This is a genomic window from Streptomyces naganishii JCM 4654 (assembly GCF_014650575.1).
In the GTDB taxonomy this organism is placed as follows: domain Bacteria; phylum Actinomycetota; class Actinomycetes; order Streptomycetales; family Streptomycetaceae; genus Streptomyces; species Streptomyces naganishii.
Map to the genome: position 1 here is coordinate 67,700 of NZ_BMVF01000018.1, position 21,808 is coordinate 89,507.

Annotated in this window: 19 protein-coding genes; 16 read left to right on the forward strand and 3 right to left on the reverse strand. The window is 72.7% G+C overall.

What is annotated here, in order from left to right; translation table 11 throughout:
- The first annotated feature begins 76 nt into the window (after positions 1-76).
- Both purN and purH read left to right on the forward strand, forming a co-directional pair.
- Positions 77-706: a phosphoribosylglycinamide formyltransferase gene (gene purN, locus IE217_RS27410; protein WP_190180631.1), complete on the forward strand. Its 630-nt coding sequence runs from the start codon at positions 77-79 to the stop codon at positions 704-706.
- Complete coding sequence (gene purH / locus IE217_RS27415) at positions 703-2,268, forward strand: bifunctional phosphoribosylaminoimidazolecarboxamide formyltransferase/IMP cyclohydrolase (protein ID WP_190180632.1); 1,566 nt, start codon at positions 703-705, stop codon at positions 2,266-2,268. Before purN ends, purH begins: the two co-directional genes overlap by 4 nt.
- 136 nt (positions 2,269-2,404) lie before the next feature.
- On the opposite strand, the gene IE217_RS27420 is transcribed toward purH, so the two are convergent.
- Entirely contained in the window at positions 2,405-2,953 is a 549-nt protein-coding gene (locus IE217_RS27420) for a hypothetical protein (protein ID WP_190180633.1), read from the reverse strand.
- Positions 2,954-3,233: 280 nt separating this feature from the next.
- Here IE217_RS27420 and IE217_RS27425 point away from each other — a divergent pair, with 280 nt between their 5' ends.
- From IE217_RS27425 to IE217_RS27490, 14 genes are all read left to right on the forward strand, one after another.
- Positions 3,234-4,088: a bifunctional methylenetetrahydrofolate dehydrogenase/methenyltetrahydrofolate cyclohydrolase gene (locus tag IE217_RS27425; RefSeq protein ID WP_190180634.1), complete on the forward strand. Its 855-nt coding sequence runs from the start codon at positions 3,234-3,236 to the stop codon at positions 4,086-4,088.
- Positions 4,078-4,581 (forward strand): DUF3017 domain-containing protein, encoded by a 504-nt coding sequence (locus tag IE217_RS27430; RefSeq protein WP_190180635.1) that lies wholly within the window; start codon positions 4,078-4,080, stop codon positions 4,579-4,581. Before IE217_RS27425 ends, IE217_RS27430 begins: the two co-directional genes overlap by 11 nt.
- 267 nt (positions 4,582-4,848) lie before the next feature.
- Positions 4,849-5,310, forward strand: a complete 462-nt coding sequence (locus IE217_RS27435; protein ID WP_190180636.1) for a helix-turn-helix domain-containing protein — start codon at positions 4,849-4,851, stop codon at positions 5,308-5,310.
- Positions 5,311-5,427: 117 nt separating this feature from the next.
- Positions 5,428-6,798: a helix-turn-helix domain-containing protein gene (locus tag IE217_RS27440; RefSeq protein ID WP_190180637.1), complete on the forward strand. Its 1,371-nt coding sequence runs from the start codon at positions 5,428-5,430 to the stop codon at positions 6,796-6,798.
- 302 nt (positions 6,799-7,100) lie between these two features.
- Positions 7,101-8,090: a malate dehydrogenase gene (locus IE217_RS27445; RefSeq protein ID WP_190180638.1), complete on the forward strand. Its 990-nt coding sequence runs from the start codon at positions 7,101-7,103 to the stop codon at positions 8,088-8,090.
- Between the two features lie 143 nt (positions 8,091-8,233).
- Positions 8,234-9,217, forward strand: a complete 984-nt coding sequence (locus IE217_RS27450; protein WP_190180639.1) for a serine/threonine kinase C-terminal domain-containing protein — start codon at positions 8,234-8,236, stop codon at positions 9,215-9,217.
- Between the two features lie 139 nt (positions 9,218-9,356).
- Positions 9,357-11,096, forward strand: coding sequence for an AbeC-like domain-containing protein (locus tag IE217_RS27455; RefSeq protein WP_190180694.1), 1,740 nt, complete (start codon positions 9,357-9,359; stop codon positions 11,094-11,096).
- Positions 11,080-11,439, forward strand: a complete 360-nt coding sequence (locus IE217_RS27460) for a hypothetical protein (RefSeq protein ID WP_190180640.1) — start codon at positions 11,080-11,082, stop codon at positions 11,437-11,439. Before IE217_RS27455 ends, IE217_RS27460 begins: the two co-directional genes overlap by 17 nt.
- Before the next feature lie 7 nt (positions 11,440-11,446).
- Positions 11,447-12,409 carry a serine/threonine kinase C-terminal domain-containing protein gene (locus IE217_RS27465; protein ID WP_190180641.1) on the forward strand — a complete coding sequence of 321 codons (963 nt, stop codon included), beginning with the start codon at positions 11,447-11,449 and terminating at the stop codon, positions 12,407-12,409.
- A 188-nt stretch (positions 12,410-12,597) separates the two neighbouring features.
- Complete coding sequence (locus IE217_RS27470) at positions 12,598-14,124, forward strand: aldehyde dehydrogenase family protein (RefSeq protein WP_190180642.1); 1,527 nt, start codon at positions 12,598-12,600, stop codon at positions 14,122-14,124.
- Positions 14,125-14,214: 90 nt separating this feature from the next.
- Entirely contained in the window at positions 14,215-15,768 is a 1,554-nt protein-coding gene (locus IE217_RS27475) for a GMC family oxidoreductase (RefSeq protein ID WP_190180643.1), read from the forward strand.
- On the forward strand, positions 15,768-17,072 hold the full coding sequence (locus IE217_RS27480; protein WP_229865635.1) for a quaternary amine ABC transporter ATP-binding protein: 1,305 nt from the start codon (positions 15,768-15,770) through the stop codon (positions 17,070-17,072). The genes IE217_RS27475 and IE217_RS27480 overlap by 1 nt, the downstream gene beginning before the upstream one ends.
- Entirely contained in the window at positions 17,072-19,030 is a 1,959-nt protein-coding gene (locus IE217_RS27485) for an ABC transporter permease (RefSeq protein ID WP_190180644.1), read from the forward strand. Before IE217_RS27480 ends, IE217_RS27485 begins: the two co-directional genes overlap by 1 nt.
- Position 19,031: 1 nt before the next feature.
- Positions 19,032-20,000: an ABC transporter substrate-binding protein gene (locus IE217_RS27490; RefSeq protein WP_190180645.1), complete on the forward strand. Its 969-nt coding sequence runs from the start codon at positions 19,032-19,034 to the stop codon at positions 19,998-20,000.
- 127 nt (positions 20,001-20,127) lie between these two features.
- Here IE217_RS27490 and IE217_RS27495 read toward each other — a convergent pair whose 3' ends face one another.
- Complete coding sequence (locus IE217_RS27495) at positions 20,128-20,535, reverse strand: barstar family protein (RefSeq protein WP_229865636.1); 408 nt, start codon at positions 20,533-20,535, stop codon at positions 20,128-20,130.
- 715 nt (positions 20,536-21,250) lie between these two features.
- Positions 21,251-21,664: an ATP-binding protein gene (locus IE217_RS27500; RefSeq protein ID WP_190180647.1), complete on the reverse strand. Its 414-nt coding sequence runs from the start codon at positions 21,662-21,664 to the stop codon at positions 21,251-21,253.
- Positions 21,665-21,808: the final 144 nt, after the last annotated feature.

The window sequence follows — 21,808 nt, forward strand, 5'->3', positions numbered from 1 at the left end:
GTAGGCTTCCCCGTATCCGGGGGACCGAAGCATTCGTACGACCGTACAAACAGCTTCCCCGAGAAAGGGCCCCATCGTGGCCGCCAAGCCCGTGGCCAAGCGCCTCGTCGTGCTGGTCTCCGGATCCGGCACCAACCTCCAGGCGCTCCTCGACGCGATCGACGCGGCGGGAGCCGGGGCCTACGGCGCCGAGATCGTCGCCGTGGGCGCCGACCGCGACGGCATCGAGGGGCTGGCCCGCGCCGAGCGCGCCGGGGTGCCGACCTTCGTGCGCAGGGTGCAGGACTACGCCACGCGCGAGGAGTGGGACGCGGCGCTCGCCGAGGCCGTCGCCGCCCACGAGCCCGACCTGGTGGTGTCCGCCGGGTTCATGAGGATCGTGGGCAAGGAGTTCCTCGCCCGGTTCGGCGGGCGGTTCGTGAACACGCACCCCGCCCTCCTGCCCAGTTTTCCCGGAGCCCACGGCGTGCGGGACGCGCTCGCGTACGGCGCCAGGGTCACCGGCTGCACCGTCCACTTCGTCGACGACGGCGTCGACACCGGCCCGATCATCGCCCAGGGCGTGGTCGAGGTCCGGGACGAGGACGACGAGAGCGCTCTGCACGAGCGCATCAAGGAAGTCGAGCGAAGGCTGCTCGTCGAGGTCGTGGGGCGGCTCGCCCGCAACGGCTATCGCATCGAGGGACGAAAGGTAGTAATCCTGTGACCGCCGAGAGCAACAAGCGGCCCATCCGGCGCGCGCTCGTCAGCGTCTACGACAAGACCGGTCTGGAGGAGCTCGCGCGCGGGCTGCACGAGGCCGGAGTCGCACTCGTCTCCACCGGCTCCACCGCCGCGCGGATCGCCGCGGCCGGTGTGCCCGTCACCAAGGTCGAGGAGCTCACCGGCTTCCCCGAGTGCCTGGACGGCCGGGTCAAGACCCTGCACCCGAAGGTCCACGCCGGCATCCTCGCCGACCTGCGCCTCGAGGACCACCGGCAGCAGCTGGCCGACCTCGGCGTCGAGCCGTTCGACCTGGTCGTGGTCAACCTCTACCCGTTCCGCGAGACCGTCGCCTCCGGCGCCTCGGACGACGAGTGCGTCGAGCAGATCGACATCGGCGGCCCCTCCATGGTCCGCGCCGCCGCCAAGAACCACCCGTCCGTCGCCGTGGTCACCAGCACCGGCCGCTACGCCGACGTGCTGCACGCGGTGAAGTCCGGCGGCTTCGACCTCGCCACCCGCAAGCGCCTGGCCGCCGAGGCCTTCCAGCACACGGCCGCCTACGACGTGGCCGTCGCCTCCTGGTTCGCCTCCTCCTACGCGCCCGTCGACGAGTCGCGGTTCCCCGACTTCCTCGGCGCCACCTGGGAGCGCGCGCACACCCTGCGCTACGGCGAGAACCCGCACCAGCCGGCCGCGCTGTACACGGACGCCGGCGGCGCCGGGCTCGCGCAGGCCGAGCAGCTGCACGGCAAGGAGATGTCGTACAACAACTACACGGACACCGACGCCGCCCGCCGCGCCGCCTACGACCACGACGAGCCGTGCGTGGCGATCATCAAGCACGCCAACCCGTGCGGCATCGCCGTCGGGGCCGACGTGGCCGAGGCGCACCGCAAGGCGCACGCCTGCGACCCGGTGTCCGCGTACGGCGGTGTGATCGCCGTGAACCGTCCGGTGAGCCGGGAGATGGCCGAGCAGGTCGCCGACATCTTCACCGAGGTCGTCGTCGCGCCGGACTACGAGGAGGGGGCCCTCGAAGCCCTCACCAAGAAGAAGAACATCCGCGTCCTGAAGGCCCCCACCGGGCCCGCCGCTCCCGTCGAGGTCAAGGCGATCGACGGCGGCGCGCTGCTCCAGGTCGCCGACCGGCTCCAGGCCGACGGCGACGACCCGGCCAACTGGACGCTCGCCAGCGGCGAGGCGCTCCCCGCCGACGAGCTCGCGCAGCTCGCCTTCGCGTGGAAGGCGTGCCGGGCGGTGAAGTCCAACGCCATCCTGCTCGCCAAGGACGGCGCCTCGGTCGGCGTCGGCATGGGCCAGGTCAACCGGGTCGACTCCTGCCGGCTCGCGGTCGAGCGGGCGGGCGAGGAGCGGGCGCGCGGCTCCTACGCCGCCTCCGACGCCTTCTTCCCCTTCCCCGACGGCCCCGAGATCCTCATCGCGGCCGGCGTCCGGGCGATCGTCCAGCCGGGCGGCTCGATCCGCGACGAGCAGGTCGTCGAGGCCGCGAAGAAGGCCGGCGTGACGATGTACTTCACCGGCACCCGCCACTTCTTCCACTGACCGTCCACCGGCCGCCCCCGGCCGGGAACGACCGCGGCCTCCGGCTCCCCGGGAAGGGGACGGAGGCCGCGGTCGCACGCGCCCGGGAAGGCGCGTCGGGCTCAGTAGCGGGGCCGGCTCAGTAGCGGGCGCAGGCTCAGTAGCGGGGCCGGTTGAACCAGGCCTTGCCCTTGGCGTTGCCCACGAAGACGGCGATCAGGATCGCCAGCACCAGGTGGACGATGCCCACCAGCGTGAACGGGTACAGGGCGAGCACCGCGGTGATGATGCCGAAGACCAGCGTCGTCACGCGCAGGCCGTTGCCGCCGCTGGTGAACTTCGCCGCCAGCACCGCCGCCCACACCAGCCACGCCAGGGCGAGCACCGCGAAGCCCCACAGCGCGCCGGTCGGGTAGTCGGAGAGCTGCGGCAGGTCGCCGTTCTTCTTCAGGTGGTCGATGGTCAGCGCGCTGAAGACGAAGATCGCCACACCGATCGCCTGGAGGCCGACGATCACCCACAGCATCACGCGGGCCGCGCTCACCGTGCCCGGCATCGTCTCCGGCACCGGAGCGCCGTACGGCTGGACCGGCGGGGCCTGCGGGTAGCCGTAGCCCGGGGCCTGGCCCTGCGCCGGGTAGCCGTAACCCTGCTGCGGCTGCTGCTGCGGGGCGCCGTAGGGGTTGTTCGGGTCGCCGTAACTCATGGCGGTGTTTCCTCCGTTGATCAAGTGCGGGGACGACGCGCGGCGGCACCGTTCGGAGGAGATGTCTACAGAAAGTGCGGTCCGTCCCCCCGTTGAGCTGCCCGCGGCACTGTGCGGTTCATCGTTCTTGACCGAGGACATGCTTGTCCAGCCGCATTTCGCATGTGTTGTGCAAGTGCAACATCACTGATCTTGGCGGCGATCGGGCGGACGGACCGGGACGGACGCTTCGGCGGACCCGGATTGGAACGACGGGCCGGTCATCCGCGAGGATGGGGGCATGACCGCCCAGATTCTCGATGGCAAGGCCACCGCAGCCGAGATCAAGTCCGATCTGACCGCCCGCGTGGCGGCGCTGAAGGAGAAGGGCGTCACGCCCGGCCTCGGCACGATCCTGGTCGGGGACGACCCCGGCAGCCGCAAGTACGTCGCGGGCAAGCACCGCGACTGCGCCGAGGTGGGCATCGCCTCGATCCAGCGCGAACTGCCCGCGACCGCCACGCAGGAGGAGATCGAGGCGGTCGTCCGCGAGCTGAACGAGGACCCCTCCTGCACCGGTTACATCGTCCAGCTGCCGCTGCCCAAGGGCATCGACGAGAACCGCGTCCTGGAGCTGATGGACCCCGACAAGGACGCCGACGGCCTGCACCCGATGAACCTCGGCCGCCTCGTCCTCAACGAGCCCGCCCCGCTGCCCTGCACCCCCAACGGCGTGCTCACGCTGCTGCGCCGCCACGGCGTGGAGATCAAGGGCGCGGAGGTCGTGGTCGTCGGCCGGGGCGTCACCATCGGCCGCCCGATGCCGCTGCTGCTGACCCGCCGCAGCGAGAACGCCACCGTGACCCAGTGCCACACCGGCACCCGCGACCTGTCCGCCCACCTCAAGCGGGCCGACATCATCGTCGCCGCCGCCGGCTCGGCGCACCTGGTGCGCGCCGAGGACGTCAAGCCCGGCGCGGCCGTCCTCGACGTCGGCGTCTCCCGCAACGACGAGGGCAGGATCGTGGGCGACGTCCACCCGGACGTCCGCGAGGTGGCCGGATGGATCTCCCCGAACCCCGGCGGCGTCGGCCCCATGACGCGGGCCCAGCTGCTGGTCAACGTGGTCGAGGCGGCGGAGCGCAGTGTCGGCTGAGGCGGACGGCGGCACCCGGGGCACCCCCGCGGCCGCCGAGCCGGAGACCGAGGTGCGGGACGCGGTCAGCGCGCCGGACGCGGACGGGCGGCCGCGCCGGGTCACGCGCCGCTTCCCGCTGTTCACCAGGGACACCGCGCGCCCCGAGGGCGGCGGCCGGGCCGCGTCCGGCGACGCCCCCGCGCCCGCGCGGCAGTGGCCGATCCTCGCCGTGCTGTCCGTGGTCGGGCTGGGGCTGCTGGTGACCGCCTTCGACGCCTTCCGCGTCGGGCTGCTGCTCATCGGCGTCGCGCTGCTCGGCGGCGCCGCGCTGCGGTGGCTCCTGCCCAGGGTGGGGATGCTCGCCGTGCGCTCCCGCTTCACCGACATCGTCACCTACGGCGTCCTCGGCTGTGCCATCGTGCTGCTCGCGCTGATGGCGCAGCCCAAGCCGTGGCTGGAGATACCGTTCCTGGACGACGCGCTGCACTTCACCGTCCGCAACAGCCAGTGACGCCCGCGCGCGCCCCGGAGCGCGCACGGCGACGGCGGCCCATCCTCTCCCCCGAGTCAGGACGGGCCGCCGTCCCGCATCCACCCTGGTGCACCTGAACGGCCTGTTCAACGGCTGTCCGTGCGCTGTGGCACGGAAGTGACCGTTCCGCTACGGTGTCCGCGCTTGGCCACAGGGGCGCTCGCGCCCGGCGCGGGAACCGTTGTGCCCGCGGGTGTCGTCACTCGCTGCGACCGGGCAACGCGAGGGACGCCGTGGAGGTGAGCGATGGGCGCCTGGCAGCCGCTGCCGGACGATCTGCCGCCGGAGGTACGGCACTTCGTGGAGCAGCTGCGCCTGCTGAAGGACCGGACCGGCCTCAGCCTGGTCGCGCTCGGCGCGCGCACCGCGTACAGCAAGTCGTCCTGGCAGCGCTACCTCAACGCCGTCCAGCCGCCGCCCCGGCAGGCGGTCGCCGCGCTGTGCCGGGTCGCGGGACTGGACGGTCCGGACGCCGAACGCCACACCGTGCGCTGGGAGATGGCCGTCCAGGCCTGGCCCCGCCCGGCGGCCGCCCCCGAGCGGCCCGAGGGGAGCGAGGCGTACGAGGACGACCCCACCGTTCCCTGGTGGGACCGGCCCGAGGAGAGCCCGCGGCACGGGCCGGGCGGACGCCTCCTGATCTACGCCGTGCTGCTGCTCCTCGTCCTCATGGTCACCGCGGTGGCGGGCGCCGTGGCGCTGGGCTGAGCGGGGCGCGCGCCCGTGTACCGATGTGCCCACAAAGCAGGGTTCGGGGGAGAAGTCGCCCGACAACCGGGCTAGCGTGGACATTCAGGCAAGCACCGGGGAGCAGGGGGGGAAGCTATGGCTCGTTGGAAGGCCTTGCCCGAGGAACTCGACCCGCAGGTCAGGGAGTTCGCGAGTCAGCTGCGGCGGGTGGTGGACCGCGGCGGTCTGAGCGTGGCGGCGCTCGCCGACCGGACGGGGTACAGCAGGACGTCCTGGGACCGGTATCTCAACGGCCGGCTCCTCGCGCCCAAGGGAGCGGTCGTCGCCCTCGCCGAGGTCACCGGCACGGAGCCGGCACACCTCGTCACGATGTGGGAACTCGCCGAACGCGCCTGGAGCCGCGCGGAACTGCGCCACGACCGCACGATGGAAGCCATCCGCATATCCCGCGCCAGAGCCGCGCTGTCCGGCCCCACCCCGCCCACGGCACCGTCGCCGGAGACCGAGCCCCGCGACACCGCCGTGGGCGGCACGCCCGCGGAACCGCGCGACGCCGTCGGCCGCGACGCGACCGTTCCGGACACGGGGGCCGCCGCGGCCGGCGGTGGCGCCGGTGACCGTGCGGCTGCCGGTGCCGGTGCCGGTGCCGGTGGCGGTTCCGGTGGCCGTGCGGGTGCCGGTGCTGGTGGCGGCGCGGGGGCGGGGGCGGTGCCCAACTCCTGGGGGCTGGCCGGGTACCGGGGGCCCACCGGGGCGGACGGCCGCGACGCCGGGGGTGCGGCCGTCGCGGCCCACGGCGCCGCCGTTCGGGGACCGTCCGGTCCGTCCGCGCGCTGCGAGCCGTCCGGTTCGTCCGTGCGCCCGGGTTCGGCCGGTCCGTCCGCCAACCCCGGTCCCTCCGGCCGCCCCGGTTCGGCGGGGCCGGACGGCCCCGCCGGGCCGTCCAGTTCCGGCAAGGACGATGGGCCGTCCCGGCCCGCCCCGCCCTCCGCCCGTGGTGACCGGGGGCGCGGGCGGCGGGCGGTCATGTTCCTCGCCGGGCTGGCCGGGGTGCTGGTGCTCATCGGGGCCGTGTTCTACGCGACCGGCGGCGACCGCGGCGGGAAGGCGGCGGGGGCCGCCAAGTCGCCGTCGCCCTCCGCCACCACACCTCTGAAGCTGCCGGCGGGGGTCAAGTGCGCCGGGGCCTCCTGCACCGGGAAGGACGCCGAGAGCATGGGATGCAGTGGGAATCTCGTGAGCACCGCGCGCAGCGTCACCGTGGGGAACGCCCTTCTCGAGGTCCGCTACAGCCGGACCTGCGGTGCGGCGTGGGGCCGCATCACGCGGGCCGGACAGGGGGACGAGGTGCGGGTCGTGGCCGGCGGCCGCCAGGAGACCGGCACCGTCACGGCGGCCGGCGACACCATCGCGTACACCCCCATGATCGCCGTCAGGGACGCGGCCGGGGCGAAGGCCTGCGCGACCCTGGCCTCCGGCCGGCAGGCGTGCACCGATCAGCCCTGACCGATGCCGTACCGCGTGCATGGGATCCGCCGAACGGGGAAGGCGGACAACACCCCCACGGGATTCCGGTCCTCCGGCAACCCCCGTACGGCGGCCGCCCTCGTCTCTCCTCTCCCGGACGGGCGGCCGCCTTTTGGCGCAAGGAGCGAGGTCAGTCTGTGGGCCGGGCCACAGGGGCCCGGACGTCTCGCATCGCGGATGCGCGATAGCCTGACGGCCGGACATCTCTTGACGCCAAGAGATCGATCATCCGCACCCCGGGGCAGGGACGCCCCACCGCCAGCTGTCATACGGAGAACGCCATGACCCGCACTCCCGTGAACGTCACCGTCACCGGCGCGGCCGGCCAGATCGGTTACGCCCTGCTCTTCCGCATCGCCTCCGGCCAGCTGCTCGGCGCGGACGTGCCGGTCAAGCTGCGCCTCCTGGAGATCACGCCGGCGCTGAAGGCCGCCGAGGGCACGGCCATGGAGCTGGACGACTGCGCGTTCCCGCTCCTCCAGGGCATCGACATCAGCGACGACCCGAACGTCGCCTTCGACGGCACCAACGTCGCCCTCCTCGTCGGCGCCCGCCCGCGTACCAAGGGCATGGAGCGCGGCGACCTCCTCGAGGCCAACGGCGGCATCTTCAAGCCGCAGGGCAAGGCCATCAACGACCACGCCGCGGACGACGTCAAGATCCTGGTCGTCGGCAACCCGGCGAACACCAACGCGCTCATCGCGCAGGCCGCCGCCCCGGACGTACCGGCCGAGCGCTTCACCGCGATGACCCGCCTGGACCACAACCGCGCGCTGACCCAGCTGGCGAAGAAGACCGGCACCACGGTCGCCGACATCAAGCGCCTGACCATCTGGGGCAACCACTCCGCCACCCAGTACCCGGACATCTTCCACGCCACGGTCGCCGGCAAGAACGCCGCCGAGGTCGTGAACGACGAGAAGTGGCTGGCCGAGGACTTCATCCCGACCGTCGCCAAGCGCGGCGCGGCCATCATCGAGGCCCGCGGCGCCTCGTCGGCCGCCTCCGCCGCCAACGCCGCCATCGACCACGTGCACACGTGGGTCAACGGCACCGCCGAGGGCGACTGGGTCTCCATGGGCATCCCCTCGGACGGCTCCTACGGCGTCCCGGAGGGCCTGATCTCCTCCTTCCCGGTCACCACCAAGGACGGCAAGTACGAGATCGTCCAGGGTCTGGAGATCAACGACTTCTCCCGCGCCCGCATCGACGCCTCCGTCAAGGAGCTCGAGGAGGAGCGCGAGGCCGTCCGCTCCCTCGGCCTCATCTGACAGCCGCCGGACCGCCGTCCGGACCGCCTCCGGACCGTCACCGACGTGTGCAGGCCCCGTCCCGTTTTCGTACGGGACGGGGCCTGTCGGCGTGTACGCCGCTATCGTCGAGTTCCGTACGGCTTCTGGGGGACGGGTACGCCATGCGCCAACGGTGGGACGCGGAACAGCAGCGGTGGGTGGACGACGAGGGGGGCTCCGGCGCACGGCCGAAGACCCCGGACACGCCCTGGTGGGCGGGCGCCGAGACGCAGGTGGGCCCCGCCGGCCCGCCGGGTCCGGCACCCGCTCCGCCCCCGCTTCCGCGCTCGCCAACCCCGCCGCCCACGTACGTCCCGTACGCCCAGCCCGCCACGCCCATACCCACCCCCGCCCCCGACCCAGCCCCCACGCCCCCGCAGCCCGTGCCGCCCGCGCGGGCCCGCGGTCCCCGCACGGGCCTGGTCCTGGTCGCGGTGGTGGCCGTCCTCGCCGGGGGCGGGGCCGGTGCCGCGGTGTGGTGGGCCGCCCGCGACCACGGCACCGGCCATCACCAGGCCGGCCCGGCGGCGCACGCCTCCGTGAGCGCCACCGCGCCGGCCGACGCGTCCGCCCCACCGGCCACCCCCACCCCGTCGGCCACCGACGAGGCCTCTGCCTCCACCACCCCCGAGACCGTGGCGAGCACGGGCCCCTCGCCGGGCTACCGCCGGGCCGTGGACCCCGTCGGCTACAGCCTCGACGTGCCGGACGGCTGGACGCGCCAGGAGGAGCGCGGGGTCAGCGCGGAGGTCGTCACCTACAGCTCGCCCGGCGGCGACAGCAGCCTGAAACTGTTCGAGGTGGTGGAGCAGACCCCCGCCAAGTCCCTGGACCTCGCGGAGAACGGCCCCAGCGGATTCGTCCAGGTCCTCCACGGCTACCGGGTCCTCAAGCGCGCCTCGGGCCCCGGCTGGTCCGAACTGGACTACCGCTACGACGACACCACCTCCGGCCCCACCCAGGTCATCGACCGCCGCTTCGCCGCCGCCGACGGCCGGCTCTACGCGATCCGCTCCTCGGGCCCGGAGGGCTCGGACGTGACGGCGCCGTTCACCGCGGCGTACGACTCCTTCTGCCCGTCGGGAGCGACCTGCCCCGCCGGCTGAGCGACGGCGACGGCGGCGGTCGGTAACGGTCGGGCTTCGGCAGGTGACGATCAGCTTCCGGCACCACGCACGCCCCACTATGCTGATGGTTCATCAAACCGCGTGCCCTGCACGCACGTTCGACCATCGGGGGATGGGCGTGAGCACCGCCTACGTGCCGCAACAGCCGCAGCCGGCCCGGCCCGCGGCACCGGCGCCGACGACCGCGCCGTACGCCAGCGAGGCCACCCGCCTGCTGTGCGCGGGCACCTACCTGGACTCCGGTTACCGCGACGAGGTCATCGACGAGCTGTATCTGAACGAGCAGCGCATCGCCGCGCCCTCCCTCGGCTTCGACGCCTCCCGCGTCCTCGCCCACGCCCTGCGCGCCCGGCGCCTGGAGCTGGCCTGGGACGGGGCGATCCTCGGGCTGTGGGCCGTCGGCGCCGCGCTCAGCCAGGGCTGGCTGCTGTTCTTCCTCGGACTCGGGCTGCAACTCGCCATCGCCTCCTGGATCCGGGGCCGCGACGAACACCCGCCGCTCTACCGGGTGGTGCCCGCCTTTCTGCTGCGCTGGTACAGCCGTATCGGCCTGCTGTACCTCTTCGCGGCCACCGTGTTCCTCGCCTTCGGCGCGGGCGGCGACTCGTCCGGCTCACCGTCGCCGTACGACGGCGTCTACGGCACGACGAGCACGTCCGGCCTGTCCGCGACGGACGTGCTCGACCCGGGCGGGAGCACCTTCAGCGCCCTTCAGGCCTGGCTCGCGCTCGCCGTGCTCGCGCTCATCGCGCTCTGCGTCGCCGCGCAGCGCTCCCAGGTCACCCGGTCGCTGAGCCAGGAACTGTCCACCCGGCGCTTTCCCGACGCGGCGGCCGACCCGGCGCTCGCCGCCGTGGGCGGACGGCTGCTGCGGATGATCGGGCGCATCCGCGCCGAGCAGCACCAGCCGCTGATCATGTACCACGAGGCCCGCCCGTTCTGCGGGGCCGGCAGCGCGTACGACACCTGGGTGCTCGCCGTCGAACTGCGGCCCGACGCCATGCGCAAGCAGCGCCCGCTGACCAACCGGGCCGTCCTCGACACCGTGCGCCCGCTGCTGGAGCAGTTGCGCGAGTCGGCCGCGACCGGCCAGTTCCCGGTGCGCGACCGGCTGCGCGGCCTCGAGATCGACGAGTGCGTGTTCCTGCCGGTGGAGGGCCTGCTGCGCCGCGAGGACGCCCCCTACCGGCCGGAGGTCTTCGAGGACCACCGCAGGCGCGCGGTCGAGGAGGGCGCCGAGAAGCGGCGGCACTTCCTGCGCGTACGGGTCGGCGGCTGGGAGGAGGAGCTCGTCGTCAGCGTCTTCTTCCGCGTCCACACCCAGGGCCGGATGCTGATGCTGGAGGTCGCCCCGCACGTCCTGACGCCGGTGCGCGAGGAGTTCAAGGACGCCGACCGCGTCGCCCACCGCTACAACCGCAACAGCCTGCTGGGCAAGGCCGCCTACGCCGTGCCCCGGGTGCCGCGTTCGGGGGGCACGGCCCTCGCGCACCTGGGCCGGCTGGCCGCGTTCGGCTGGCGGCTGCTGACCGCGGGCAACGCGGGCGCGCTGCCCGAGGGCCCGGCGCGGTCGGTGCGGGAGCTGGGGGCGGCGCCGCGCGGGTCGCTGTTCCAGGAGATGGACGTCGACCGCTACCTGCGCACCGTGCAGGACCGGATCGCGCACGGAGTGCGCGCCGCGCTCCTCGAAGCCGGTTACCAGACCGGCGAGTTCGTCCAGAAGATCGTCAACATCAGCAACGGCGGCGTGAACATCGAGTCGGTGGAGGACTCCACCTTCGCGGTGGGTTCCCACGCCACCGCCACCAGCGGCGCAGAGCCGCAGAAGGGAGCGGACGGCGATGACCGACCCGCATGACGAGCCCAGCGTCACCCTGGGGAACGTCTCCGGCAGCACCTTCGCCATCGGCAGCCACGCCCGCGCGGTCAGCCACCACGGCACCGCGCCGGCGCGCGACGAGGCGACAGAGCAGCTGCTGGCCGCGGTGCGCGAACTGCGGGCCGACCTGACCCGGGTGCGCGGCACCGACCGGACCGCGGCGCTGGACGCCGAACTGGCCGGTGCGGAGGAGGAGATCACCGCCACCGGGCAGGCCGGCCCGACCCGCCGCGAGCGGCTGCGCGCGCTGCTCGCCGACTCGCAGTCGCTGCTGAACGTCCTCGCCTCCGCGGGCACCGTGGCGGGGCTGCTCGGACGGTGAGCGCACGATGAGCGGGGGACAGCGGTACTGGAACGAGGAGGCCCAGCGCTGGGAGGACGCCGCCACCCGCCCGGCCCCGGCGACGGAGCCACCCCTCCCGGTGCCCCCGGCGCCCCCGGCGGCGCCGCCCCCGTCCCACCCGGACGCCGTGCCCCCGGTGCCGCCGCCGGCGTACGACCCCGACGCCGTGCCCCCGGTGCCGCCGCCGGCGTACGACCCCGACGCCGGATGGCACCCGCCCACCACCCTCACCGCGCCGCCCACGACACAGCCCCCGCACGCCGGGCACCCGCTGTGGTGGAAGGCGGCGGTGGCGGCGGCCGCCGCGGTGGTCGGGGCAGGCACCGCGTTCGCGGTGGTGAAGCTGACCGGCGCCGACGGCTCCGACGCCACCCGCACCTCGGCCACCGCCTCACCGCACGGCAGGTCCCCCGCGCCCACGGGACAGCCCACCGGCGCGACCCCCACGGACGGGACCGCCGAGGCCTCGCCCTCAGCGTCGGCGTCCGCCCTGCCCGAGGGCTACCACACGGTCGACGACCCCTCCGGCTTCTCCCTCGCCGTGCCCGACGGCTGGCAGCGCAGCGAGCGCCCGACCGGCGTCTTCTACACGACGGGCGGCGACCACCGGCTGCTGCAGGTCTTCGTCGTCACCGAACCCGGCATGACGCCCTACGAGGCGGTCCAGAAGTCCTCCGAGAACCTGGGCACGCAGCCCGCGTACAAGGAGATCGGCCTCGAGCAGAGCGGCCCCCCGGCGGGCGCGTCCGCCGCGGTCGGCTCGGACACGGCCCGGCTGGTGTACGCGTACGACAGCGAGAAGCTCGGCGAGCGCCGGCAGGTGGTCGAGTACGCCTTCACCGCCGACGACGGCAAGGAGTACGCCGTACTGGCGGCGGGCCCGGCGGCCGAGTGGCCGCAGGCGCAGAAGGACGCCGACACGGCCCTGGCGGCCTTCGCGACGCACTAGCCTCCACGCGGCCTCCGCCCGATCCGCGCCCCTTTTGTTCCTCCGTGCCCCCAACTTCCGTGACACGGAACACATTGGGCCATGGATTGCGCATGCGATTCCGGGGGACGGGCAGGCGCTCCCGGTCCCTGTGGGTGACACCCAGGTGACACAGGGCGACTGGGCAGGAACGGAAGGCACCATCGATCATGGCCGACAGTACGGAGCGCAAGGCGCGCAGCACCATTCACGCGGGCGGGGAGTGGCTCGAGGCGGTTTCAGGGGCCACGCGTGACATCCTCGACCCCGCGGACGCCGAGCCGTTCGCCGTGGTCGCCGAGGGGGACGAGAAGGACGCCGACCGGGCCGTCGAGGCCGCCCGCCGCGCCTTCGACGGCGGCGAGGGCGCCTGGCCCCGCACCCCGGTCGCCGAGCGCGCGGCCCTGCTGCGCCGGGTCGCCGCGCTGCTCGTGCGTGACCGCGAACGCCTCGGCCTGATGGAGAGCCGGGACGCGGGCAAGACCCTGGAGGAGGGCCGGACCGACGTCGACTGCGTCGCCGACGCCTTCCGCTACTTCGCCGATCTCGTCGCGGCCGAGGCCCCCGGCCGGGTCGTCGACGCGGGCTCCCCGGACATCCACAGCGTGGTCGTGCACGAGCCCGTCGGGGTGTGCGCGCTGATCACGCCGTGGAACTACCCGCTCCTCCAGGCCAGCTGGAAGATCGCCCCCGCCCTCGCGGCCGGGAACACCTTCGTCGTCAAGCCCAGCGAGATCACCCCGCTGACCACCGTCGCCCTCGTCGAACTCCTCGTGGAGGCGGGCCTGCCCGCGGGCGTCGCCAACATCGTCACCGGCCCCGGCCACACCGTCGGCGCCCGCCTCGCCGAGCACCCGGACGTCGACCTGGTCTCCTTCACCGGTGGCCTGGCCAGCGGCACCAAGGTGGCCCAGGCCGCCGCACCCACCGTCAAGAAGGTGGCGCTCGAACTCGGCGGCAAGAACCCCAACGTGGTCTTCGCCGACGCCTGCGCCACGGACGAGGGCTTCGACACCGCCGTCGACCAGGCCCTCAACGCGGCCTTCATCCACAGCGGCCAGGTCTGCTCGGCCGGCTCCCGGCTCATCGTCGAGGAGTCCGTCCACGAGCGCTTCGTCACCGAACTCGCCCGCCGGGCAGGCAGGATCCGCCTCGGCCGCGGCACTGTGCCCGGCGTCGAGTGCGGCCCGCTCGTCTCCGAGCAGCAGCGCGCGAAGACCGAGTCCTACGTCGGCTCGGCGCTCGCCGAGGGCGCGGTGCTGCGCTGCGGCGGCAGGCGCCCCGAGCCCGCCGCCGACCGCCCGGCGAGCGGCTACTTCTACGAGCCGACGGTGCTCGACCGCTGCAACCGCCAGATGAGGGTCGTACGCGAGGAGGTCTTCGGACCGGTCCTGACCGTGGAGACCTTCCGCACCGAGCACGAGGCCGTCGCCCTCGCCAACGACACCGAGTACGGCCTCGCGGGCGCCGTGTGGACCGCCGACGCGGGCCGGGCCCGCCGGGTCGCCGGGCGGCTGCGCCACGGCACCGTCTGGATCAACGACTTCCACCCCTACCTGCCGCAGGCGGAGTGGGGCGGCTTCGGCAGGAGCGGCACCGGGCGCGAACTCGGCCCCGCCGGACTGGCCGAGTACCGCGAGACCAAGCACGTCTACCAGAACCTCGCACCCCGCCCGGTGCGCTGGTTCGCCGGCTGAGCCGCAGGCACCCCTCGTCCGAGCCGCCCCCCGGCCGTCACGCCGGCCCGGCCCCCGAACTTCCCCGTCCCCCCTGGAGTACCACCCCCCATGCCCGATCACACCCACACCCACGGCCACGACGGCCGCCACGAGTACGACTACGTCGTCATAGGCGGCGGCACGGCCGGTTCCGTCATCGCCTCCCGCCTCACCGAGAACCCGGACGTCACCGTCGCCCTCGTCGAGGGCGGCCCCAGCGACGTCGGCCGCGAGGACGTGCTGACCCTGCGCCGCTGGATGGGCCTGCTCGGCGGCGAACTCGACTACGACTACCCGACCACCGAACAGCCGCGCGGCAACTCGCACATCCGGCACAGCCGCGCCCGCGTGCTCGGCGGCTGCTCCTCGCACAACACCCTCATCGCGTTCAAGCCGCTGCCGTCCGACTTCGACGAGTGGGAGGCGGCCGGCGCCAAGGGCTGGGGCGCGGTGCCGATGGAGGCGTACTTCGCCCGGCTGAAGAACAACATCGTCCCGGTCGACGAGCGGGACAGGAACGCCATCGCCCGCGACTTCGTCGACGCCGCGCAGACCGCGCTCGGCGTGCCGCGCATCGAGGGCTTCAACCGGGGGCCGTTCACCGAGGGCGCCGGCTTCTTCGACCTCGCCTACCACCCGGAGGGCAACAAGCGCTCCAGCGCCTCGGTCGCCTATCTGCACCCGGTGATGGACGAGCGGGCCAACCTGACGCTCCTGCTGGAGACGTGGGCGTACCGGCTGGAGCTGGACGGCACCCGCGCCGAGGGCGTGCACGTGCGCACCAAGGACGGCGAGGAGATCCTGCTGCGCGCCCGCCGCGAGGTCGTGCTGTGCGCGGGCGCGGTCGACTCCCCGCGCCTGCTGCTGCACTCGGGCATCGGCCCCGGTCAGGACCTGGAGAGGCTGGGCATCCCGGTCGTGCACGACCTGCCGGGCGTCGGCGAGAACCTGCTCGACCACCCCGAGTCGGTCATCGTCTGGGAGACCGAGGGACCGATCCCGGAGAACTCGGCGATGGACTCCGACGCGGGCCTGTTCGTGCGCCGCGACCCCGAAGGGCCGGGCCCGGACCTGATGTTCCACTTCTACCAGATCCCGTTCACGGACAACCCCGAGCGCCTCGGCTACGAACGCCCGCCCCACGGCGTGTCGATGACCCCGAACATCCCCAAGCCCCGCAGCCGCGGCCGCCTTTACCTCACCAGCGCCGACCCGTCCGTCAAACCGGCCCTGGACTTCCGCTACTTCACCGACGAGGACGACTACGACGCCCGGACCCTCGTCGACGGCATCCGCATCGCCCGCGAGATCGCCCGGACCGAGCCGCTGGCCGGCTGGCTCAAACGCGAGGTGTGCCCCGGCCCGGACGTCACCGGCGACGAGGAGCTGAGCGAGTACGCCCGCAAGGTGGCCCACACCGTCTACCACCCCGCCGGCACCTGCCGGATGGGTTCGGCCGACGACCGACTCGCGGTCGTCGACCCGGAGTTGCGCATCCGAGGCCTGGACGGCATCCGCGTCGCGGACGCCTCCGTCTTCCCGACCATGACCGCGGTCAACCCGATGATCGGGGTGCTCATGGTCGGGGAGAAGGCCGCCGATCTCATCGGAGGTGAGGCCTGATGGCTCTCGCGGTCCCCACACGCAAACCGCCCACCGGCGAGGCGCCCGCCGCCCCCGTCTTCCGCGTCGACGGCCTGTGGAAGGTCTTCGGCCCGAAGGCCGGCCGGGTCCCCGCCGACCGGGAACTCAGCGCCCTCGGCCCGGCCGAGCTGCGCGAACGCACCGGCTGCACGGCCGCCGTCCGGGACGTCTCCTTCGACGTGCGCAAGGGCGAGGTCTTCGTCGTCATGGGCCTGTCCGGCTCCGGCAAGTCCACCCTCGTACGCTGCCTGACCCGGCTGATCGAGCCGACCGCCGGCACCATCGCCATCGACGGCGAGGACGTGCGCGCCATGGACCGGGCCCGGCTGCGCCAACTGCGCCGCCACCGCGCCGCGATGGTCTTCCAGCACTTCGGCCTGCTGCCGCACCGCACGGTCCTGGACAACGTGGCCTACGGCCTCCAGATCCAGGGCGTCGGCAAGGGCGAGCGGCGCGAGCGTGCCGCCGAGGTCGTCGCCAAGGTCGGCCTGGAAGGCATGGAGCAGCGCCGCCCCGGCCAGCTGTCGGGCGGCCAGCGCCAGCGCGTGGGCCTGGCCCGCGCCCTGGCCGTGGACCCCGAAGTGCTGCTGTTCGACGAGCCGTTCAGTGCGCTCGACCCGCTCATCCGGCGGGACATGCAGGAGGAGGTCGTCCGGCTGCACCGGGAGGAGGGCCGCACGATGGTCTTCATCACCCACGACCTGTCCGAGGCCCTCAAGCTCGGCGACCGCATCGCCCTGATGCGCGACGGCCGTGTCGTCCAGCTCGGCACGCCCGAGGAGATCGTCGGCTCCCCGGCCGACGACTACGTCCGCGAGTTCGTCCGCGACGTCCCGCGCGAACAGGTCATGACCGTGCGTACGGCCATGCGCCCCGCCGCCGGTTCCGAGGCCGGCGACGGCCCCGCCCTCGCGCCCCAGGCCACCGTGTCGGAGGCCATCGAGGCCGTCGCCCGCACCGGTTCCCCGGCGCGCGTGATGGACCAGGGCCGCTGCCTCGGAGTCGTCGACCACGAGTGCCTGCTCGGGGTCGTGGCCGGAACGGAGCCTACGGCCGTGGCCGGACGGGAGCAGGCCGTCGTGGCCGGGACGGGGCCCACAGCCGTGGCTGGGACGGAGCAGACGGTAGTGGCCGGACGGGAGCAGACCGCCGCGGCCGGTACGGAGCATTCAGCCGCGGCCGGTACGGAGCATTCAGCCGTGGCCGGAACGGGGCAGACAGCCGTGGCCGGAACGGGGCAGACAGCCGTGGCCGGAACGGAGCAGCGCGAGGAGGCGAACTGATGGCGACCACCGCCGCGTCCGCCTCACGCCCCGCGCTGTCCGTGCCCTCGGTCCTCAGACACCGCGCGGCGCACAAGCTGCTGGTCCTCGCGGTGCTCGCGGCCGTCCTCGTCCCGTTCGCCGCCGCCCGCTGGTCGAGCGGCAGCTGGCCGCAGGCGCTGACCGTGGACCTGTCCAAGCCGCTCGGCAGCGCCAGCAACTGGATCATCGACAACCGGGACAGCCACCCGCTGTTCCTGTACTTCTTCGGCTACATCAGCGAGGCGGTCGTCGTCTCCGTCCGTGCCGTGTACCTGTTCCTGCTGGCCGCGGGCTGGGCGGGCGTCACCGCCCTCGGCGCGGCCGTCGCCTGGCGGGTCGCCGGGGCCCGGCTCGCCCTCGGCACGGCCGCCGCGCTGCTGGCCTGCGCGGTGCTCGGCATGTGGGTGCCCACCATGCAGACCCTCGCCCTGATGGTCGTCGCGGTGCTCGCCTCGGTCGTCGTGGGCGCGCTGCTCGGCCTGGCCGCCGGTCTCTCCGACCGCATGGACCGCGCCCTGCGCCCGGTCCTGGACACCATGCAGGTGCTGCCCGCGTTCGCGTACCTGCTGCCGGTCGTCCTGGTCTTCGGCATCGGCGTGCCCGCCGCCGTCCTCGCCACGGTCGTCTACGCCGCCCCGCCCATGGCCCGGCTCACCGCCCTCGGCCTGCGCGGCGCCGACAAGGAGGTGCTGGAGGCGGTCGACTCCCTCGGTGCCACCGCGCGCCAGCGTCTGTTGACCGCACGCCTCCCGCTGGCCCGCAAGGAACTCCTGCTCGGCCTCAACCAGACGATCATGATGGCGCTGTCCATGGCCGTCATCGCCTCCGTCATCGGCGCCGGCGGCCTCGGCGACCGCGTCTACCAGGCGCTCGCCTCCGTCGACGTCGGCGCGGCCCTCGCGGCCGGCATCCCGATCGTGCTGCTGGCCGTCGTACTGGACCGGGTGACGGCGGCCGCGGGGGAGCGGCTCGGGCAGGAACGGCACGGCGTCCGCGCCCTGCCGTACGCCGCCGCGGCCGCCGTGGCCGTGGCGGCCGCCGCACTGGCCGCGCGCCTGGCCGGCCGGACGGACTGGCCCGCCGGCTGGACGGCCGGGATCGCCGAGCCGGTCGACCGCGCGGTCGACTGGATGACCGCCCACCTGTATTCCGGCGTCCCCTACGTCGGCGGCACCGCGGACTGGGCGGGCCACTTCACCACCTGGGTCCTGGACCCGGTGCGCTCCGGGCTCCAGTGGCTGCCCTGGTGGTCCGTGCTGCTGATCGTCGCCGCGCTCGCCTGGCTGATCGGCACCTGGCGCACCGCGCTCACCGCGGCCTGTGCCATGGCCGCCATCGGCGTGCTGGGCGTGTGGAAGCCGTCCCTGGACACCCTGTCCCAGGTGCTCGCCGCCGTCGCCGTCACTCTCGTCCTCGGCTTCGCCACCGGCATCGCCGCCGCCCGCAGCGACCGGTTCGAGAGGCTGCTGCGGCCCGTCCTGGACGTCTTCCAGACGATGCCCCAGTTCGTCTACCTGATCCCGGTCGTCGCCCTGTTCGGCGTGGGCCGTGCGCCCGCCGTCGCCGCGGCCGTCGTCTACGCCCTCCCGGCGGTCGTACGGATCACCGCGCAGGGCCTGCGCCAGGTCGACCCGGCCGCGCTGGAGTCGGCCCGCTCGCTCGGCGCCACCGGCGCACAGCAGCTGCGGCAGGTGCAACTCCCGCTCGCCCGCCCGGCGTTGCTGCTCGCGGTCAACCAGGGCGTGGTCCTCGTCCTCGCCGTCGTCATCATCGGCGGCCTGGTCGGCGGCGGCGCCCTCGGCTACGACGTCGTCTTCGGCCTGGCCCAGGGAGACCTGGCGACCGGCCTGGTCGCGGGCATCGCCATCGTCTGCCTCGGCCTGACCCTCGACCGGGTCACCCAGCCGACGCGGCGCCGGACCGGGAAGGGAGCCTGAGATGAGGAAGCCCGTACGCACCACAGCCCTGATCGCCGCCGCGGCCGCCACCTGCTCGCTGCTGGCCGGCTGCGGGGCCGCCGACATGACCCGGCAGGCCTCGCCGTTCGCGGGCGCGCGGGGCTCCAAGACCGTGACCCTGTCCGTGCAGTCGTGGGTGGGCGCCCAGTCGAACGTGGCCGTGGCGCAGTACCTGCTCGAACACGAGCTGGGCTACCGCGTCGACACCGTCCAGGTCGACGAGGTGCCCGCCTGGGACGCGCTCAGTCAGGGCCGGGTCGACGCCATCCTGGAGGACTGGGGCCACCCCGACCAGGAGAAGCGCTACGTCCAGGACAAGAAGACCATCGCGCCCGGGGGTGACCTCGGGGTGACCGGGCACATCGGCTGGTTCGTCCCCACGTACCTGGCCAGGCAGCACCCGGACATCACCGACTGGCGCAACCTGAACAAGTACGCCTCCCTCTTCCGCACCCCGGAGAGCGGCGGCAAGGGCCAGCTGCTGGACGGCTCGCCGTCCTACGTCACCAACGACAAGGCGCTGGTGAACAACCTCAAGCTGGACTACCAGGTGGTCTTCGCCGGTTCGGAGGCCGCGCAGATCACGCAGATCCGCCAGTTCGCCAAGGAGAAGAAGCCGTTCCTGACGTACTGGTACATGCCGCAGTGGCTGTTCAAGAAGGTCCCGATGACGGAGGTGAAGCTGCCGCCGTACAAGGAGGGTTGCGACGCGGACGCCGCCAAGGTCGCCTGCGCCTACCCGCACACGCCGCTGAAGAAGTACCTCAACGCCGGCTTCGCGAAGTCCGGCGGCAAGGCGGCGGCCTTCCTGAAGAAGTTCAAGTGGACCACCGAGGACCAGAACGAGGTCTCCCTCCTGATAGCCGACCAGAAACTGACCCCGGCTGATGCGGCAAAGAAGTGGGTGAACACCCACAAGTCCACGTGGAAGACGTGGCTGCCCAGGTAGCCGGCTCTTCTTCGACGGCCCCTCGCCCACCGGCTCCGGTGAGCGAGGGGCCGTCGGCGTCCAGCCGGGCGAACAACCGAACCGGCGGCCGTGTCGCGACAAGGAGTTACTGTGAGTTCTTGCGCAGTCAAGGGTTGAGAAGATCCTCGAAGACGCGCAAGATTCCCTCGAAATTCGATTCATCGCACAGCAACACGATGCCGAATTTGCCTGCCTCATCCCCTTCGGGATGCTTCACATATGACCACTTTCTGCCGGCTTCGGAGATGATCCTGAACAGCCGCAGGCGATCTTCCTGGTCATCCGGGAGCAAACGATCGACACCGGAGAGCACCAGCAGGTACTGATCACAGGGCAACCAGCCCAGGTCTCTCAGGCAGTCATGGAGTGCCGGCCAATTCCAGCCGAAATAGTCCGGTAGCCTGAACGCGTCCCAGAATTTCTGGAACACGTCGTCAGCGCTGTGCGTACCCGCACCATCCACTGATGCCACAAAGTTGAGGCCACCTGCGGGAAGCAGTGTCTCGACCGGCACGTGCGCTCCATGGGTCAAGCTACATCGAGGACAATCCGAGCGCATGGTCTCGAGTCACCTTCTACAGAAGCGGGAGTCCCGTTGCCAATCCATTCGCCTCCTAAGGATGAGGCACCGCAGCCGAGCAGCGCCGGCCTGCCCGTCTCCTTCGATCGGAAATTTCGGCCCTGGCGCTACAGTATTAGTCATTCGGAACTCAAGCTGCGAAGTGTTGAGCCGGCGTCCGAGTTGCCCGAATTCATCGAGGTGACATTCTACGGCGTGATCGGAATGAAGTTGAAAACGGTGTACCGGCCGCTCACCATCAGCCACGCGGATCCGGTACAGGCGGAGAAGATCTTGAGGTTCTCCGACGCAAAACCGTCTCATTCTCGACACGTTCACTGTCTGGCGCTGCGGTCCGACAGTGGTGATGGATTTGTCGCCTGCCTCAGTTACACTATCTGGTCGCATAAAGGGGACCCGGATCATGCGCCGTCGGGCACTCCGCGCGAGGGTTCGGTACTGATCCTCAGAAGTTAGTGGTAGGGCTACTTGCAGAGGTGTCCGGCCGAAATTGTCCGGCCGGGCACGCTGCTGGCCGTCTGGGTGAGCGCGGCAAGCATCTCCGGCAACACCGGCGCCATCAGGGCGTGGGCCCACACCGGCTACTGGACGAAGGTCATCGACCACGGCGGCCGCTTGGGAATTTATGTCGCCGGGGGCGAGACGCCCTCTAACCCGCAGCGTGGAACGAGAGCCCCGCGATCACGGACGTTCCGCGGGTGGGGCGGGGCCGGACGGTCCAGGCGGTGGCGAGGCTGTCGACGAGGAGCAGGCCCCGGCCGCTCTCGCAATCCGTGTCCGGATGGGCTAGTTGGGGTTTGCCGGTGCCCGGGTCGGAGACGGCGAGCCAGTAGTGCCCGTCGGCGGGCCACAGGACGAGTTCGATCAGGTCCTCGTCCTCCCGGCAGGCGCCGTGACGGATGGCGTTGGTGATGAGCTCGGAGGTCAACAGGCCCAGGTCGTCGCCGAGATGGGGGCGAACGACGTCCGGCAGCGACTCGGCGACGGCGTGGCGGGCCCTCCGTGCGGAGGTGGGGTGGGCGGGGAAGTGCCAGTGGACGGGGACGAGGGGGATTTCGGGCATGGCGAACTCCGCGACGGTGTGAGGGGTTTCGGTTCGCCGGTGGCCTGCCGCCCTGGTCGCGGCACACCCGTCCCAGGGCAGGCGGGCATGCTCGCGCGGTGCGCTTCCGGCGTTGCGGTGTGTAGCGTGCGCGATACTGACCGT